The following is a 15866-nucleotide window of genomic DNA, read 5'->3' as shown; positions in this document are numbered from 1 at the left end:
ATGGGCTTTTTTCATGGGCAGCCCATCATTCCTTGCCCGGCTTCCAGTTACGCACCTCGCGCTGGACCCTCAGCCGCTCTGCGGGGCTCAATGCCTGCTCGGCCGTCTGCATGCGGCTTTGCAGCGAGGGATCCTTGGCATGGGCGATAGCCAGCCAGAAATAGGCCTTGCCCATGTCTTTCTGCACGCCCTGACCGCTGACATACATGGCGGCCAGGTTCGACTGCGCCAGGGTGTAGCCCTGCTTGGCGGCGCGATCGAACCAGCGTGCCGCCTGGCCTGCATCCTGCGGCACGCCCTGGCCGTTGGCATAGAGAAAGCCCAGAGACGACTGAGCCGCCGCATTGCCTTGACCGGCGGACTTCTCCAGCCACCGCGCCGCGCGCGTCAGATCCTGCGGCACCAGCGCACCTACGGCATAGATCATGCCGGTGTTGTACTGGGCGTCGGCATGGCCTTTCTCGGCCGCCTGTTCAAACCATTGCAGGGCGGCCCGACCATCCTCCTTGACGCCCCGGCCGCCGGAGAGCATCACACCGAGGCTGTACTGACCCGCGGCCTCGCCGCCCTTGGCCGAACGCTCGAACCATTGCACGGCCTGCGCATCATCGGCCGCCACGCCGCGGCCCTCGGCATACATCAGACCCAGATTGTTCTGGGCGATGCCGTCGCCCTGCTCTGCCGCCTTGCGGTACCAGTTCACGGCCTGCACTTCGTCCAGAGTCACGCCCCGCCCGTTGGCGTAGAGCACTCCCAGGTCGGACTGCGCGGGCGCATAGCCCTGGTCAGCCGACTGGCGATACCAGTGCACGGCCTGTGCCAGGTCCTGATTCACTCCTTTGCCAAAACGGTAGCGCGAGCCCAGCAGATACTGGGCCTTGGCGTCGCCCGTCTGTGCTGCCGCACGCATGGAGGCCAGCTCCTTGGCATCTTCGGCCTGATTGTTCCTGGCCTCCGGCGTCCAATGCTCACGACCCAGCGGAGCTGCCGCTGCCGCACCTGCTGCCGCAGCACCAGCGACCGCTGCGTTGCGGCCGGTGCGCCCTTTTTTACCGGCCTTGCCGGCGGACTTGGCCGATGAAGATTTGGCAGCACCTGCAGTCGTGCTCTTGGTGGACTTGGACGATTTGGCTGGCGCGGCCGCACTGGACTTGGCCGGGGTCTTGCCTTTGGCCACAGCTGGCAAGGCAGTGCCGCCCAGCGCCAGCGCAGCTGCCAGCAGGCAAGCCTGACCCCAGCAACGGCTGCGGTGCAAGAGTGGCGCTCCCGAAGCCATAACTGGCAACTCGGAAGGCTCACTGTCGGACATCGGATGGTTGGGAACTCTCATGACTCACATTTTTGCAGCGAATAGCGTCGATTCCTGGCTGCTTTACTGACGATTTACTTTGTAAAAAAATTCCGGCACTCAGGCACCAGGAAGACTTCCGCACCTCAGGCCGGATCAGGCTTGAACGATTCTGGCATCTAGAGTCTTCGCTATGAAAATGCAAGTACGCAAGACTGACAAATGCAACACCGCTTTCTCAAGCCTCGCCAAGTCATCGCAAAGCAAGAAATCACCCATCTCCAAAATTTACCCATCGCCAAGCAAGACATCTCATTCAAAGATGGATGCAGCTAGATTAATCGGTAAAAATGCTGAAAACTTCTCGAAACGAGAAGACTTGAGCCTACCCCATGAAGAATTCAGAGCGCAGTTTTGCGCGCCGCATCGATCTCACCTCGCTTCAGCTGTTCGTCGCCGTGTGCGAACTGGGCAGCATTGGCCGCGCCGCTGAACGCGAGTTCATTGCGGCCTCGGCCGTCAGCAAGCGCTTGTCCGACCTGGAAGCGACGGTGGACACCGCCCTGCTCTATCGCCACAGCCGCGGCGTGACACTGACGCCGGCCGGCGAGAGCCTGCTGCACCATGCGCGCAATGTGCTCTACGGGCTGGAGCGCATGCAGGGCGAGCTCTCCGAATACGCCGACGGCGTGCGCGGCCATGTGCGCATGCACGCCAATATGTCCGCCATCGTGCAGTTTCTGCCCGAAGACCTGGGGGCCTTTGCGCGCGAACACAGCCAGATCAAGATCGATCTGCAGGAGCACCTGAGCCCCGACGTGCTGAGCGCCGTGGCCGAGGGCACGGCCGATATCGGCATCTGCACGCTGGGCAATATCAGGAGCAGCGAAGGCAATCAGGCCACTGTGCAACTGACCCAGGGCAATGTGCCGCTGCAGTACCGCAGCTATCGCAAAGACCGATTGGTCGTCGTCGTGCCCGAGCGCCATGCCCTGGCCGACCGCGAAAGCGTCGCCTTCACGGAAGTGCTGGAATGGGACATCGTCAGCCTGCATGCCGGCTCCTCGATCAGCCTCGCCATGCGTGCTGCCGCAGCCCAGGCCGGCCACCCGCTGCACCAGCGCATTCAGGTCACCAGCCTGGACGCCATGTGCCGCATGATCGACAACGGCCTGGGACTGGGCTTACTGCCCGACCGCGCATTCGAGCTGATGCATGGCGTGGGCCATCTGCGCGCCGTGCAGCTCACCGACGACTGGGCGCACCGCGAACTCTGCGTGGTGGCCCGCGACTTTGAAGCGCTGCCGGTGACCACCCGCCTGCTGGTCGATCACCTCTGCCCCGCCAGTGCCAAGGCTTGAAGCATCGCATCAAGCCGCCACAGAATCCTCCCAACAAACCAACCTCACGAGACCACCATGGGACGCACCCTCTACGACAAGATTTTTGACGAGCACGTCGTTCACACCGAGGAAGACGGCACCTCCGTCCTCTATATCGACCGTCATCTGGTGCATGAAGTCACCAGCCCCCAGGCCTTCGAAGGCCTGCGCATGGCCGGCCGCAAGCTGTGGCGCGTCAGCTCGGTCGTGGCCACGGCCGACCACAACACCCCCACCGACGGCTGGGAGCGCGGCTACGACGGCATTGCCGATCCCATCAGCAAGGAACAGATCACCACGCTGAACAGCAATATCGCCGAGTTCGGCTCGGCCGCCTTCTTCCCCTTCATGGACAAGGGCCAGGGCATTGTTCACGTCATGGGCCCCGAGCAGGGCGCGACCCTGCCCGGCATGACCGTGGTCTGCGGCGACAGCCACACCTCCACCCATGGCGCTTTCGGCGCGCTGGCCCACGGCATCGGCACCTCCGAGGTCGAGCATGTGATGGCCACCCAGACCCTGCTGGCCAAGAAGGCCAAGAACATGCTGGTGCAGGTCAACGGCAAGGTCGCGCCCGGCATCACCGCCAAGGACATCGTGCTGGCCATCATCGGCAAGATCGGTACCGCCGGCGGCACGGGCTACACCATCGAGTTTGCCGGCGAAGCCATCCGCGACCTGAGCGTGGAAGGCCGCATGACGGTCTGCAACATGGCCATCGAAGGCGGCGCTCGCGCAGGTCTCGTGGCCGTGGACGACAAGACCATCAACTACATCAAGGGCCGCCCCCTGGCGCCCACGGGTGGCGAATGGGATGCCGCAGTCAGCTACTGGAAGACACTGCATTCCGACGCCGATGCGAAGTTCGACCATGTGGTGGAGCTGAACGCCGCCGACATCGTGCCGCAGGTGACTTGGGGCACCAGCCCCGAGATGGTGCTGGGCATCGATGCCGCCGTCCCCGATCCCGACAAGGAAAAGGACTCGAACAAGCGCGGTGCCATCGAACGTGCGCTGACCTATATGGCGCTGGAACCCGGCAAGCCCATCAACGACATCTTTGTCGACAAGGTGTTCATCGGCTCCTGCACCAACAGCCGCATCGAAGACATGCGCGAAGCCGCGGCCGTGGTCAAGAACCTGGGCCAGAAGGTCGCCAAGAACATCAAGCTGGCCATGGTGGTGCCCGGCTCCGGCCTGGTCAAGGAACAGGCCGAGCGCGAAGGCCTGGACCAGATCTTCAAGGCCGCCGGCTTTGAATGGCGCGAACCCGGCTGCTCCATGTGCCTGGCCATGAACGCCGACCGCCTGGAGCCCGGCGAGCGCTGCGCCTCGACCTCGAACCGCAACTTCGAAGGCCGTCAGGGCGCCGGTGGCCGCACCCACCTCGTCAGCCCCGCCATGGCCGCTGCGGCCGCCATCCACGGCCACTTCGTCGACATCCGCAAGTTCTCCTAAACCATTCTTTCAGCGAGACAGAGCATGAAGCCTTCCGTCACGATTCTTTTGATCGGCCTGGCCTTCACCATGGCCGCCTGCAACACCGTCAAGGGCCTGGGCCAGGACGTGCAAAGTGCCGGCAGCGCCATTGAACGTGCCGCTCGCTGAACCCTTGATCCCTGGAATTCACGCCATGCAAAAATTCACCGTGCACAAGGGCCTTGTCGCCCCCATGGACCGCGAGAACGTCGACACCGACGCCATCATCCCCAAGCAGTTCCTCAAGTCCATCAAGAAGACCGGCTTCGGCCCCAATCTGTTTGACGAGTGGCGCTATCTGGACCAGCCCGGCCAGCCCGGCGTGCCCGAAGCCGACCGCAAGCCCAATCCCGACTTCGTGCTCAACCAGCCCCGCTTCAAGGGCGCCAGCATCCTGATCGCGCGCAAGAACTTCGGCTGCGGCTCCAGCCGCGAGCACGCGCCCTGGGCCCTGGACCAGTACGGCTTCCGCGCCATCCTGGCCCCCAGCTTTGCCGACATCTTCTTCAACAACAGCTTCAAGAACGGTCTGCTGCCCATCGTGTTGCCCGAGGCCACGATCGACCAGCTGTTCAACGACGTCGCGGCCTTCCCCGGCTACGAGCTGACCATCGACCTGGAGCGCCAGGTGATCCTGAGGCCCCAGGGCGAAGAGATCGCCTTCGACGTCATCGCCTTTCGCAAGTACTGCCTGCTCAACGGCTTCGACGATATCGGCCTGACCATGCGCCATGCCGACAAGATCAAGGCCTTCGAGGCCGAGCGCCTGGCGCAGAAGCCCTGGCTGGCGCATACATTGATTCAGAAATAAAGCTCCCCCTGAGCCGCTTTGCCTAGGCGGCTCCGCGGCTTCCCCCAGAGGGGGACGACATCTTCGCTGCGAGGCGGCTCTTGCTCGATGTCTCTCACTTTGGGGCATGCCTTGCTTGGATTAGCTACCAATAAATGAGCTTCTAGCGCTTTCTATTCATGCATATCAGGATTAATTCAATCTGAAATCTATGAATAACGAGCGCTAACAGCTATCAAATTAATCAAAGGAACATCATGAAGATTGCAGTTTTGCCCGGTGATGGCATTGGTCCCGAAATCGTCGCGGAAGCCGTCAAGGTGCTTGAGGCCCTGAATCTGGGCCTGGAAATGGAAACCGCTCCCGTGGGCGGCGCCGGCTATGAAGCTGCCGGCCACCCCCTGCCTCCTGCCACGCTGAAGCTGGCCCAGGAAGCCGATGCCATCCTGTTCGGCGCCGTGGGTGACTGGAAGTACGACACGCTGGACCGCCCCCTGCGTCCCGAGCAGGCCATTCTGGGCCTGCGCAAGGCCCTGGGCCTGTTCGCCAACTTCCGTCCCGCCATCTGCTACAAGGAACTGACCCACGCTTCCAGCCTCAAGCCCGAGCTGGTGGCGGGCCTGGACATCCTCATCATCCGCGAGCTGACCGGCGACATCTACTTCGGCCAGCCGCGCGGCCGCCGTGTGGCTCCCGATGGTCACTTCCCCGGTGCCGAGGAAGCCTTCGACACCATGCGCTACACCCGTCCCGAGATCGAGCGCATCGCCCATGTCGCCTTCCAGGCCGCCCAGAAGCGCGACAAGCGTGTGACCAGCGTGGACAAGGCCAATGTGCTGGAAACCTTCCAGCTGTGGAAGGACGTGGTCAGCGAAGTCGCCAAGCAGTACCCCGACGTGGCCCTGGACCATATGTACGTGGACAACGCCGCCATGCAGCTGGTCAAGGAACCCAAGCGCTTCGACGTCGTGGTGACCGGCAATATGTTCGGCGACATCCTCTCTGACGAAGCCTCCATGCTGACCGGCTCCATCGGCATGCTGCCCAGCGCCAGCCTGAACGACAAGAAGCAAGGCCTGTACGAACCCAGCCACGGCTCGGCTCCCGACATCGCCGGCAAGGGCATCGCCAACCCCCTGGCCACCATCCTCTCGGCCGCCATGATGCTGCGCTTCAGCCTGGGCCAGGAAGCTGCCGCCCAGAAGATCGAAGCCGCCGTGCAAAAGGTACTGGCCGACGGCCTGCGCACTGCCGACATCTACAGCGAAGGCACGACCAAGGTCAGCACCCGTGAAATGGGCGACGCCGTGGTCAAGGCGCTGGCCGGCGTCTGAGAACGTATTGACGATCCAAGCCCGGAAACCGCTGATGTCCAGCCACTGCCGCAAGGCGGTGGCTTTTTGGTTTGACGCATTTTCCGGCATCAAACAAAACAAAACGTCAAAAATAAATCATTTATTTCGACGTTTTGACTAGAGTTTCGAGCACTTTTAACTCTTCAAGCTTTTTCTCTAGTCGCTAGAATGACAACTCTTATGTTTGCCGCACGCACCTTCGCTTCCGAGATCGACACACCCGCAAAGCTTGCCGGTGTGAATGCGCGCGCAATCACCATTAAGACGATTACAGGCTGACCCAGCCCGGTTCGTCGCGCGCCCCTTCCGGCCCTGACGAGCCGGCCGAAGCAGTCTCAAGCTACTGTTTTCAAAACTGAAAGGGCGTTTCAAATGAGCAAGCAATTGGTAGGTTTGGTGGGCTGGCGCGGCATGGTCGGCTCCGTGCTGATGGATCGTATGCAGGCCGAAGGCGACTTCGCACTGATCGAGCCCGTGTTCTTCTCCACCTCCAATGCCGGCGGCAAGGCTCCGGCCATGGCCACGGTGCACACCGAGCTGAAGGACGCCAACGACATCGCCGAGCTGTCCAAGTGCGCCATCATCATCACCTGCCAGGGTGGCGACTACACCAAGGAAGTCTTCCCCAAGATCCGCGCCGCGGGCTGGAACGGCCACTGGATTGACGCGGCCTCTTCGCTGCGCATGGAGGACGACGCCGTCATCGTGCTGGACCCCGTCAACGACGACCTGATCCAGCAAAAGCTGGCCGCCGGCGGCAAGAACTGGATCGGTGGCAACTGCACCAACTCCATCCTGCTGATGGGTCTGGGCGGTCTGTTCAAGGCCGGTCTGGTGGAATGGGTCTCTTCCATGACCTACCAGGCCGCATCGGGCGGCGGTGCCAACCACATGCGCGAGCTGCTCAAGGGCATGGGCGTGGTGCACGCCGCCGTCGCCGACGAACTGGCAACCCCTGCTTCGGCGATTCTGGAAATCGACCGCAAGGTCGCCCAGACCATCCGCGAAGATGTGCCCACCGAATTCTTCGGCGCACCTCTGGCCGGCGGCCTGATCCCCTGGATCGACGCACAGCTGCCCAACGGCCAGTCCAAGGAAGAATGGAAGGGCCAGGCCGAAGTCAACAAAATCCTGGGCACCGAAGCCACCATCCCCGTGGACGGCCTGTGCGTGCGTATCGGCGCCATGCGCTGCCACTCCCTGGCCTTGACCCTGAAGCTGAACAAGGACCTGCCCCTGGAAGAGATCGAAGCCCTGATCAAGGGCGGCAACCCCTGGGTCAAGTTCGTGGCCAACGAACGCGCCCTGACCGTCAAGGAACTGACTCCCGCAGCGACCACCGGCGGCCTTGACGTTGCCGTGGGCCGCGTGCGCAAGCTCAATATGGGCCCCGAATACGTCTCGGCCTTCGTGATCGGCGACCAGCTGCTGTGGGGCGCGGCCGAGCCTCTGCGCCGCATGCTGCGCATCCTGCTGGCAGCCTGATACCTGCCGCCATCAAGCCTGCTGATGGCTTGATCCAGCACAGCAAAGCGCCAGTCATCCTCGTGATGGCCGGCGCTTTTTTCATGTCCAAGCTCCAGGCTTGGGCGACAATTGCCCGCTTATTCGGGCGAATGCAAACCGTCAGCAAACCTACATTAGGTTTCATCTCGTTGCCAATCGACAACAATTGAGAGCCTTGCCAGCCATGCTTTTGCTCACATTGCAATAGCGTCGTTGACAATGCAAACTGTGTCCGCCGGGCCGAGAGACCTTTGCCGCCTGCTGGAATTTCCAATTTTTATGTGCACCGCAGCCACAAACCCGATCAAGAACAAGAGGGCTGTAGGCTGCACGAATCAAGTCTGAGCCCTATGCAACGCTGGAAACTTTCTGCGCTCGCCGCAGCCACCCTCGCACTGTCAAGCCTCCCGGCCACCGATGCATGGGCATTGGCGCTGGGTCGCATCACGGTGCAGTCGGCTCTGGGCGAGCCCTTGCGTGCCGAAGTCGAGATCCCTCAACTCAGCGCAGCCGAGGCCGACAGCCTGCAGGCAGCTATCGCATCGCCAGCTGCATTCCGTGCCCAGGGCATGGAATTCACTGGCACGGCCAACTCGGTGCGCGTGCAGGTGCAAAAACGCGCCAATGGCTCGGCCGTGCTCAAGCTCAGCAGCTTTCAGCCGGTCAACGATCCCTTTGTCGATCTGGTGATCGATGCCAACTGGGCATCGGGCAAGCTGCAGCGCAACTACACCTTGCTGCTCGACCCTCCTGCAACGCGTCGCCCTGCTCCTGCACCCACCACCGCTGCCCAGGCCACGCCTGCCGCGGCGCCTGCGCCTGCGCGTCCCGCCGTGACTGCACGCCCGGCGTCCAGCCCTGTCAACACGGCCGGCCGGGACCTGCGCAATGACCGCGATCAGGACGAAGCCGCTGCGAAGCCGCAGCGCAAGCGCCAGGCCGGCATTGCAGCACCGGCTGGCAGCAGCGATGAAGTTCGCGTCAGGACAGGCGACACCGCAGGTCGCATTGCTGCAGCGCACAAGCCAGCAGGCGTCTCGCTTGATCAGATGCTGGTCGCCATGCTGCGCAGCAACCCGCAGGCCTTTGTCAATGGCAATATCAACCGCATGCGCAGCGGCGCGGTGATTCAGTTGCCCGATCAGGCAGCCGCCCAGGCTACCTCGGCCAAGGAAGCCCGCCAGATCATGGCGGCCCAGTCTCAGGATTTCAACCAGTTCCGCCGTCAATTGGCTGGCGTGGCACCTGTGGCTCCTGTGGAAGCAGCATCGCGCAGCGCCTCCGGCCAGGTTCAGGCCCATGTCGCAGATGCCAAGGCCACCACCGCCGCCCCCGACAAGCTGACCCTGTCCAAGGGCTCCGTCAAGGGCGTGGCTGCCGATGAGCAAGTGGCCCAGCAAAAACAGGCCGCCGACCAGTCTGCGCGCGCCGATGAGCTCAAACGTAATATGGCCGAGCTGAGCCAGATTGCGGCAGCCACCAAACCTGCAGGTACGGCCGCGGCTCCCACAGCAAGCGCCCCGGCTGCAGCTGCACCAGCGGCAAGCCCTACAGTCACCGTACCCGCGGCCAGCGCCGCCAATGCTGCAGCGCCTGCCCCCGCTCCGGCCGCTGATGCGGCTGCAACGTCTACCCCCCCAGCCACACCCGAGGCTGCGGCAGCCGATGCCGGCAAGCCAGGCGACACCCTACCTGCACCAGCTCCGGCCGAAGGCGAACCGGCACAAGCCGCAGCCGAGCCTGCAGCGCCTGCACCGGCACCGGTTGCACCTCCCAAGCCTGTTGCGGCACCGGCCCCCATTCCCGAGGAGCCCAGCTTTATCGACAGCCTGATGGAAGACCCGACCATCCCGCTGGCTGGTGCAGCACTGCTGGCCCTGCTGCTGGGCTATGGCGGCTACCGTGTTTCTCAGCGTCGCAAAGCCGCTGCGGCAGGCGCGGACAGCACGCTGGGCGACAGCCAGTTGTCGGCGGACTCCTTCTTCGGCGCCAGTGGCGGCCAGCGCGTGGACACCACGACCAGCAGCAGCCAGATGTCGGGCCAGTCCATGCAGTACTCTCCCAGCCAGCTCGACGCCGGCGATGTGGACCCGCTGGCCGAAGCCGATGTGTACCTGGCTTACGGCCGCGACCTGCAGGCCGAGGAAATCCTCAAGGAAGCGCTGCGCAGCGACCCCAACCGCCTGGTGCTGCACCAGAAGCTGGCTGAAATCTATGCCAAGCGCCATGACCGCATGGCCTACGCATCTGTAGCCAACAACGTCTTTGCGCTGACCCAGGGCAAGGGGCCCGAATGGCAGCGGCTGGCCGATCAGGGCCGTATCCTGGATCCGGAAAATCTGACCTACCAGCTGGGCGGAGCTCCCCAGCCCCAGGCAGGCGCAACGGCTGCGCCCAACGCCTTCAGCCCTACCGATCCATCGACCGCCTTGCAAGGCGGTGTGGCCGCCGCCGTGGGCTTTGGCTCGGCATTGGCTGCTGCACAGGCCGCAGAAGCGGCGGCCAGCCGCGAAGGCCCTCCCACGGAGCCCGCCGGCATGGACTTCGACATGGATCTGGAGCTGCCTGCGGACCTACCTGACACCGCTGCCAGCGCAGCGCCTGTGGCCTCCGAACCAGTCTCCTTGCCCAACGAGCAGGACTTCGCGGCACTGGCACAGTGGGACACTCCTGCTGCCACCTCCGCAGAGCCGGCAATTGCAGCCGCAGACAACGGCCTGAACCTGGATCTCGATGATCTGGCCTCGTTCAGCCTGCCCGCCACCGCTTCTCAAGCCCCGGCCCCCGTCACAGCTCCCGCGCCCGCCGAGCAAAGCTCCCTGAATGCGCTCGAGTTCGACCTCGACAGCTTCACCCTGCCTTTGCAGGCACAGCCCGAGGCCGAGAGCGGACAGGAAACCGCGCCACTGGAGCTATCTTCCAGCCAGGAGCGCCTGGACACAGAGCAAGACATCGAAGCCCTGACCTTGCAGCAGCCGAGTGAAGAGGCCGCCAGCCCTGCCGCAGCTTCTGCGCAGGCCGATGTGACTTTCGACCTCAGCGGCCTGTCGCTGGATCTGGGCACATCCGATATCGCTGCGCCAATCGATGCCGTGCCAGCTCCCTCCGAACCCGAAGACCCGCTGGCCACCAAACTGGCCCTGGCCGAAGAGTTCAATGCCATCGGCGACAGCGACGGAGCGCGTACACTGATCGAGGAAGTGATCGCCGAAGCCCATGGCGATCTCAAGGCCAAGGCTCACAGCCTTCTCTCTCAGATTGGTTGATTGATTTGATGCATTCAGACCCCGCGCCGGGAGCCATGCCATGCGCATAGCTCTTGGCGTCAGCTACAACGGTCAGGCCTATCGCGGCTGGCAAAGCCAACCCGATGGCAACACCGTACAAGACAAACTCGAAGCGGCCCTGGGCCGCTTTGCTGCTCAAGAAGTCTCCACCATCTGCGCCGGTCGCACCGATTCCGGTGTGCACGGCCTGATGCAGGTAGTGCACTTTGACACCGAGTTGCAGCGCGCGCCCAACTCCTGGGTGCGCGGCACCAACACCTTCCTGCCCAAGGACATTGCCGTGCAATGGGCGGCCGAGGTGGCCGACGGCCCGGATGGCTTCCATTCCCGCGCCTGTGCCACCGCACGCCGCTATGCCTATGTGCTGCTGCAGTCTCCCGTGCGCCCCAGCGTGGACCAGGGCCGGGTGGGCTGGGTGTTTCAGGCCCTGGATGCGCAGCGCATGCGCGCAGCCGCCGATCTGCTGCTGGGCGAGCATGATTTTTCGTCCTTTCGCGCTGCGGGCTGCCAGGCCAAGAGCCCGGTCAAGACCCTGCGCCGCATCGACATCCACTACCGCCCCGCTGGCCAGGCGCCCATGCGCGATGCGCAGATGGAATGCGGCTACTGGCGTTTCGAGTTCGAGGGCAGCGCCTTTCTGCACCACATGATCCGCAACATCATGGGCTGCCTGATCTACGTGGGCCAGGGCTCCAAGCCCGTGGAATGGATGCAGCAGGTGCTGGAGGCACGCTCGCGCGAGGTGGCCGCCCCCACCTTCTCCCCTGACGGCCTGTACTTTCTCGGCCCCATTTACGATACACGCTGGGGTCTGCCTGCCGACACCCCTCCGTTTGCCTGGCTGCCCTGAGCGGCCACCTGCCAACGATTGCTGCAACGCCAGGGATTAGTCATGCCTTCAATTGCCTCCCGCACCCGCATCAAGATCTGCGGCCTGACCCGAGAGCAGGATGTCGACACCGCGGTGGCCGCCGGCGCCGACGCCATCGGCTTTGTGCTCTATGCGCCAAGCCCGCGTGCCGTGACGCTGCAGCGCGCGGCCGAGCTGGCCCGGCGACTGCCGCCCTTTGTCACACCTGTTTTGCTCTTTGTGAATGAAACAGCTACCAATGTGATAGCTGCCTGCGACCAAATACCGAACGCCTGCGTGCAATTTCATGGTGATGAATCGGCCGCGGATTGCGAAGCCTCCACCCGGGGCGTCCAGCCCTGGTTGCGCGCGGCGCGCATACCCCTTGGAGACGATGCGGCCCGGTTTGACCTCGTAGAATATGCCCAACGTTATTCAAAGGCCCAAGCCATCCTGCTCGACGCCCATGTCGATGGTTATGGTGGCGGCGGCAAGGCATTCAATTGGTCACTTCTGCCAACAAGCGTCGACTCTCACCTCGTTTTGTCTGGTGGACTCACGCCTGCAAACGTGACCGATGGCATCTTGCAAGTGCGCCCTCGCGGGTTGTCTCTGGCCGTTGATGTGAGCTCTGGTGTCGAGGCCGAAGGTCCCGACGGCAAGCCACTCAAAGGCATCAAGGATGCCCACAAGATTCACCGCTTCATTGCTGCCGTACGCGCAGCTGATGCCCAAATTTTGCAGACTGACACATGTTTGAATACCAGTATCCTGACGCCCACGGCCATTTCGGCCGCTACGGCGGCAGCTTCGCCAGCGAAACCCTGACCCACGCACTCACCGAGCTGCGTGAGGCCTACGCAAAGTATCAGAACGACCCCGAATTCATCGCCGAATTCCAGTCCGAGCTGGCCCACTATGTAGGCCGTCCCTCTCCCGTCTATCACGCCTCGCGCATGAGCCGTGAAATGGGCGGTGCGCAGATCTATCTGAAGCGCGAGGATCTCAACCACACGGGTGCACACAAGATCAACAATGTGATCGGCCAGGCCATGCTCGCCAAGCGCATGGGCAAGCCGCGCATCATTGCCGAGACGGGCGCCGGCCAGCACGGCGTGGCCACGGCCACCATCTGCGCGCGTTATGGCCTCGAGTGCATCGTCTACATGGGTGCCGAGGACGTGAAGCGCCAAAGCCCCAATGTCTACCGCATGAAGCTGCTGGGTGCGACCGTGGTGCCCGTGGAGTCCGGCTCCCGAACGCTCAAGGATGCGCTCAACGAAGCCATGCGCGACTGGGTGGCCAATGTGGACAACACCTTCTACATCATCGGTACCGTGGCCGGCCCCCACCCCTACCCCATGATGGTGCGCGACTTCCAGAAGGTCATCGGCGACGAGTGCCTGACGCAGATGCCCGAGTTTCTGGGCGCCGACACACAGCCTGATGCCGTGGTCGCCTGCGTGGGCGGCGGCAGCAATGCCATGGGCATCTTCTACCCCTATATCCCCTACGAGAACACCAAGCTGTTCGGTGTGGAAGCGGCAGGCGAGGGCCTGGAGTCCGGCAAGCACTCGGCTTCGCTGCAAAAAGGCAGCTCGGGCGTGCTGCACGGCAACCGTACCTTCATACTGCAGGACGAGAATGGCCAGATCACCGAGACCCACTCGGTGAGCGCCGGCCTGGATTACCCAGGCGTGGGCCCTGAACATGCCTGGCTGCAGGAAATCGGCCGTGCCCAGTATGTGGGCATCACCGATCAGGAAGCGCTGGACGCCTTCCACTATCTGTGCCGCGCCGAAGGCATCATCCCGGCTCTGGAGTCCAGCCACGCCGTGGCCTATGCCATGAAGCTGGCCAAGACCATGCGCGCCGACCAGTCGATTCTCGTCAGCCTGTCGGGCCGTGGCGACAAGGACATCGGCACCGTGGCCGACCTCTCGGGTGCCGAATATTTCGACCGCCCCTCCATGCGCGGTCTCACCGTCAAGGGCGCTCCCGGACATGATGCAGCCAAGGCTGCAGCAGGGGGCAACAAGTTATGAGCCGAATTACCGCCACCTTCAACAAGCTCAAGGAAGAAGGCCGCAAGGCCCTGATTCCCTATGTGACTGCAGGCTTCCCGTTCGCCGCCATCACCCCGCCCCTCATGCACGGCATGGTGGAAGCCGGTGCCGACGTGATCGAGCTGGGCGTGCCCTTCTCGGACCCCATGGCCGACGGCCCCACCATCCAGCGCGCGGGCGACAAGGCCATCGCCAACGGCGTGGGCCTGAGCCAGGTACTGGCCTATGTGGCCGAATTCCGCAAAAAGGACCAGACCACGCCCGTGGTGCTCATGGGCTATGCCAACCCGGTGGAGCGCTACGACCAGATCCATGGAGAGGATGCCTTCGTCAACCATGCGGCCGCTGCCGGCGTCGATGGCGTGCTGATCGTGGACTATCCGCCCGAGGAGTGCGAAGAGTTTGCAGCCAAGCTCAAGGCCTGCGACATGGACCTGATCTTCCTGCTGGCTCCCACCAGCACCGAGGAGCGCATGCAGCAGGTGGCGCGCGTGGCCAGCGGCTATGTCTACTATGTCTCGCTCAAGGGCGTGACCGGTTCGGGCGCTCTGGACACTTCGGCCGTGGAGGCCATGCTGCCGCGCATTCGCCAGCATGTCAGCGTGCCCGTGGGCGTGGGTTTCGGCATTCGCGATGCCCAGACCGCACAGACCGTGGGCCAGGTGGCCGACGCCGTCATCATCGGCAGCCGCATCATTGACCTGCTCGACAACCAGCCCCACGAGAAGATCGTGCCTCTGGCAATAGACTTTCTGCGTGGTGTGCGAAAGGCTCTCGACGCATAATGCACCCCTGAATAAGCCTCCCCCTGAGCGGCTGCGCCGCTTCCCCCTTGTAGGGGGACGACAGCTTCGCTGCGGGGCGGCCCTTGCTTGCTGTCCTTCCCTCGATGCACCCTGCTGCCCTCAGATGCTTCAGGTGACATGCAGAGCAACGGAAATTGAAAAGGAAATACCATGTCCTGGCTTGAAAAACTTCTGCCTGCAAAAATCCAGCAGACCAATCCGACGGAACGCCACCAGCAGATTCCCGAAGGTCTGTGGATCAAGTGCCCCAGCTGCGAAACCGTTCTCTATAAGACCGATCTGGAAAAGAACCAGAACGTCTGCCCGACCTGCGGCCACCACCACCGCATCGGTGCACGCGCGCGTCTGAACCATTTCCTCGACGCCGAAGGCCGCTATGAACTGGCCCAGGAAGTCATTCCTGTCGATCCGCTGAAATTCAAGGACAGCCGCAAGTACCCCGAGCGTCTGAAGGAAGCGCTGGAGAACACCGGCGAGACCGACGCACTGATCGTCATGGGCGGCTCCGTCAAGAGCATCAATGTGGTCGTGGCCTGCTTCGAGTTCGACTTCATGGGCGGCTCCATGGGCTCGGTGGTCGGCGAACGCTTTGTGCGCGGCGTGGAAACCGCCATCGAGCAGAAAGTGCCTTTCATCTGCTTCACTGCCACCGGTGGTGCCCGCATGCAGGAAGGTCTGCTGTCGCTGATGCAAATGGCCAAGACCAATGCTGCGCTGACACGTCTGGCCAAGAAGGGTCTGCCCTATATCTCCGTGCTGACCGACCCCACCATGGGCGGTGTGTCCGCCGGCTTCGCCTTCGTGGGCGATATCGTGATTGCCGAGCCCAAGGCCCTGATCGGCTTTGCCGGCCCCCGCGTGATCGAAACCACCGTGCGCGTGAAGCTGCCCGAAGGCTTCCAGCGCGCCGAATTCCTGCAGGACAAGGGCGCCGTGGACATGATCGTCGATCGCCGCGAGCTGCGCGACCGCATCTCCAGCTCGCTGGCCATGCTGCAACGCCTGCCTGCGGACGCCGTGGAATAAGCACCGGACGAGCAAAAAGCAAAACGGCTGA

The 15866-nt window shown here is 63.2% G+C and carries 13 protein-coding genes; 12 read left to right on the top strand and 1 reads right to left on the bottom strand.

Annotated features, from left to right (window positions below):
* Window positions 1-25 precede the first annotated feature (25 nt).
* Complete coding sequence (locus CTR2_RS05305; protein ID WP_176391749.1) at window positions 26-1309, bottom strand: tetratricopeptide repeat protein; 1284 nt, start codon at window positions 1307-1309, stop codon at window positions 26-28.
* A 371-nt stretch (window positions 1310-1680) separates the two neighbouring features.
* Here CTR2_RS05305 and CTR2_RS05300 point away from each other — a divergent pair, with 371 nt between their 5' ends.
* The 12 genes from CTR2_RS05300 to accD all read left to right on the top strand — a co-directional run bounded on the left by CTR2_RS05300 (window position 1681) and on the right by accD (window position 15835).
* A complete protein-coding gene (locus CTR2_RS05300; protein WP_003064272.1) occupies window positions 1681-2649 on the top strand; it encodes a LysR family transcriptional regulator in 969 nt (322 codons plus the stop codon).
* A gap of 57 nt (window positions 2650-2706) precedes the next feature.
* The gene (gene leuC / locus CTR2_RS05295) at window positions 2707-4128 is read left to right on the top strand and encodes a 3-isopropylmalate dehydratase large subunit (protein ID WP_087084800.1); all 1422 of its coding nucleotides are present in this window, start codon (window positions 2707-2709) and stop codon (window positions 4126-4128) included.
* A 24-nt stretch (window positions 4129-4152) separates the two neighbouring features.
* Window positions 4153-4278 (top strand): entericidin A/B family lipoprotein, encoded by a 126-nt coding sequence (locus CTR2_RS05290; protein WP_043007199.1) that lies wholly within the window; start codon window positions 4153-4155, stop codon window positions 4276-4278.
* 25 nt (window positions 4279-4303) lie between these two features.
* Window positions 4304-4960 carry a 3-isopropylmalate dehydratase small subunit gene (gene leuD, locus CTR2_RS05285; RefSeq protein ID WP_003057935.1) on the top strand — a complete coding sequence of 219 codons (657 nt, stop codon included), beginning with the start codon at window positions 4304-4306 and terminating at the stop codon, window positions 4958-4960.
* Between the two features lie 236 nt (window positions 4961-5196).
* Window positions 5197-6273 (top strand): 3-isopropylmalate dehydrogenase, encoded by a 1077-nt coding sequence (gene leuB, locus CTR2_RS05280; protein ID WP_087084801.1) that lies wholly within the window; start codon window positions 5197-5199, stop codon window positions 6271-6273.
* Between the two features lie 393 nt (window positions 6274-6666).
* Window positions 6667-7779 carry an aspartate-semialdehyde dehydrogenase gene (gene asd, locus CTR2_RS05275; RefSeq protein ID WP_087084802.1) on the top strand — a complete coding sequence of 371 codons (1113 nt, stop codon included), beginning with the start codon at window positions 6667-6669 and terminating at the stop codon, window positions 7777-7779.
* 371 nt (window positions 7780-8150) lie between these two features.
* The gene (locus CTR2_RS05270; protein ID WP_087084803.1) at window positions 8151-11066 is read left to right on the top strand and encodes a motility hub landmark protein FimV; all 2916 of its coding nucleotides are present in this window, start codon (window positions 8151-8153) and stop codon (window positions 11064-11066) included.
* A 40-nt stretch (window positions 11067-11106) separates the two neighbouring features.
* A complete protein-coding gene (truA, locus tag CTR2_RS05265; protein WP_087084804.1) occupies window positions 11107-11937 on the top strand; it encodes a tRNA pseudouridine(38-40) synthase TruA in 831 nt (276 codons plus the stop codon).
* Window positions 11938-11979: 42 nt separating this feature from the next.
* Window positions 11980-12765: a phosphoribosylanthranilate isomerase gene (locus CTR2_RS05260; protein ID WP_087085233.1), complete on the top strand. Its 786-nt coding sequence runs from the start codon at window positions 11980-11982 to the stop codon at window positions 12763-12765.
* On the top strand, window positions 12690-13982 hold the full coding sequence (gene trpB / locus CTR2_RS05255; protein ID WP_087084805.1) for a tryptophan synthase subunit beta: 1293 nt from the start codon (window positions 12690-12692) through the stop codon (window positions 13980-13982). Before CTR2_RS05260 ends, trpB begins: the two co-directional genes overlap by 76 nt.
* Window positions 13979-14788 (top strand): tryptophan synthase subunit alpha, encoded by an 810-nt coding sequence (gene trpA / locus CTR2_RS05250; RefSeq protein ID WP_087084806.1) that lies wholly within the window; start codon window positions 13979-13981, stop codon window positions 14786-14788. The genes trpB and trpA overlap by 4 nt, the downstream gene beginning before the upstream one ends.
* Window positions 14789-14959: 171 nt before the next feature.
* A complete protein-coding gene (gene accD / locus CTR2_RS05245; protein WP_003076614.1) occupies window positions 14960-15835 on the top strand; it encodes an acetyl-CoA carboxylase, carboxyltransferase subunit beta in 876 nt (291 codons plus the stop codon).
* Window positions 15836-15866 lie beyond the last annotated feature (31 nt).

The organism is Comamonas thiooxydans (genome assembly GCF_002157685.2).
Classification (GTDB): Bacteria; Pseudomonadota; Gammaproteobacteria; order Burkholderiales; family Burkholderiaceae_C; genus Comamonas; species Comamonas testosteroni_H.
The sequence above is the reverse complement of the archived record's forward strand: the minus strand, read 5'-3'. Positions and strand labels throughout refer to the sequence as shown.

Bases quoted from the DNA above. Each gene is read 5' to 3' on its own strand.
- CTR2_RS05305 (WP_176391749.1), bottom strand. From the start codon at position 1,309: ATGTCCGACAGTGAGCCTTCCGAGTTGCCAGTTATGGCTTCGGGAGCG.
- CTR2_RS05300 (WP_003064272.1), top strand. From the start codon at position 1,681: ATGAAGAATTCAGAGCGCAGTTTTGCGCGCCGCATCGATCTCACCTCG.
- leuC (WP_087084800.1), top strand. From the start codon at position 2,707: ATGGGACGCACCCTCTACGACAAGATTTTTGACGAGCACGTCGTTCAC.
- CTR2_RS05290 (WP_043007199.1), top strand. From the start codon at position 4,153: ATGAAGCCTTCCGTCACGATTCTTTTGATCGGCCTGGCCTTCACCATG.
- leuD (WP_003057935.1), top strand. From the start codon at position 4,304: ATGCAAAAATTCACCGTGCACAAGGGCCTTGTCGCCCCCATGGACCGC.
- leuB (WP_087084801.1), top strand. From the start codon at position 5,197: ATGAAGATTGCAGTTTTGCCCGGTGATGGCATTGGTCCCGAAATCGTC.
- asd (WP_087084802.1), top strand. From the start codon at position 6,667: ATGAGCAAGCAATTGGTAGGTTTGGTGGGCTGGCGCGGCATGGTCGGC.
- CTR2_RS05270 (WP_087084803.1), top strand. From the start codon at position 8,151: ATGCAACGCTGGAAACTTTCTGCGCTCGCCGCAGCCACCCTCGCACTG.
- truA (WP_087084804.1), top strand. From the start codon at position 11,107: ATGCGCATAGCTCTTGGCGTCAGCTACAACGGTCAGGCCTATCGCGGC.
- CTR2_RS05260 (WP_087085233.1), top strand. From the start codon at position 11,980: ATGCCTTCAATTGCCTCCCGCACCCGCATCAAGATCTGCGGCCTGACC.
- trpB (WP_087084805.1), top strand. From the start codon at position 12,690: ATGTTTGAATACCAGTATCCTGACGCCCACGGCCATTTCGGCCGCTAC.
- trpA (WP_087084806.1), top strand. From the start codon at position 13,979: ATGAGCCGAATTACCGCCACCTTCAACAAGCTCAAGGAAGAAGGCCGC.
- accD (WP_003076614.1), top strand. From the start codon at position 14,960: ATGTCCTGGCTTGAAAAACTTCTGCCTGCAAAAATCCAGCAGACCAAT.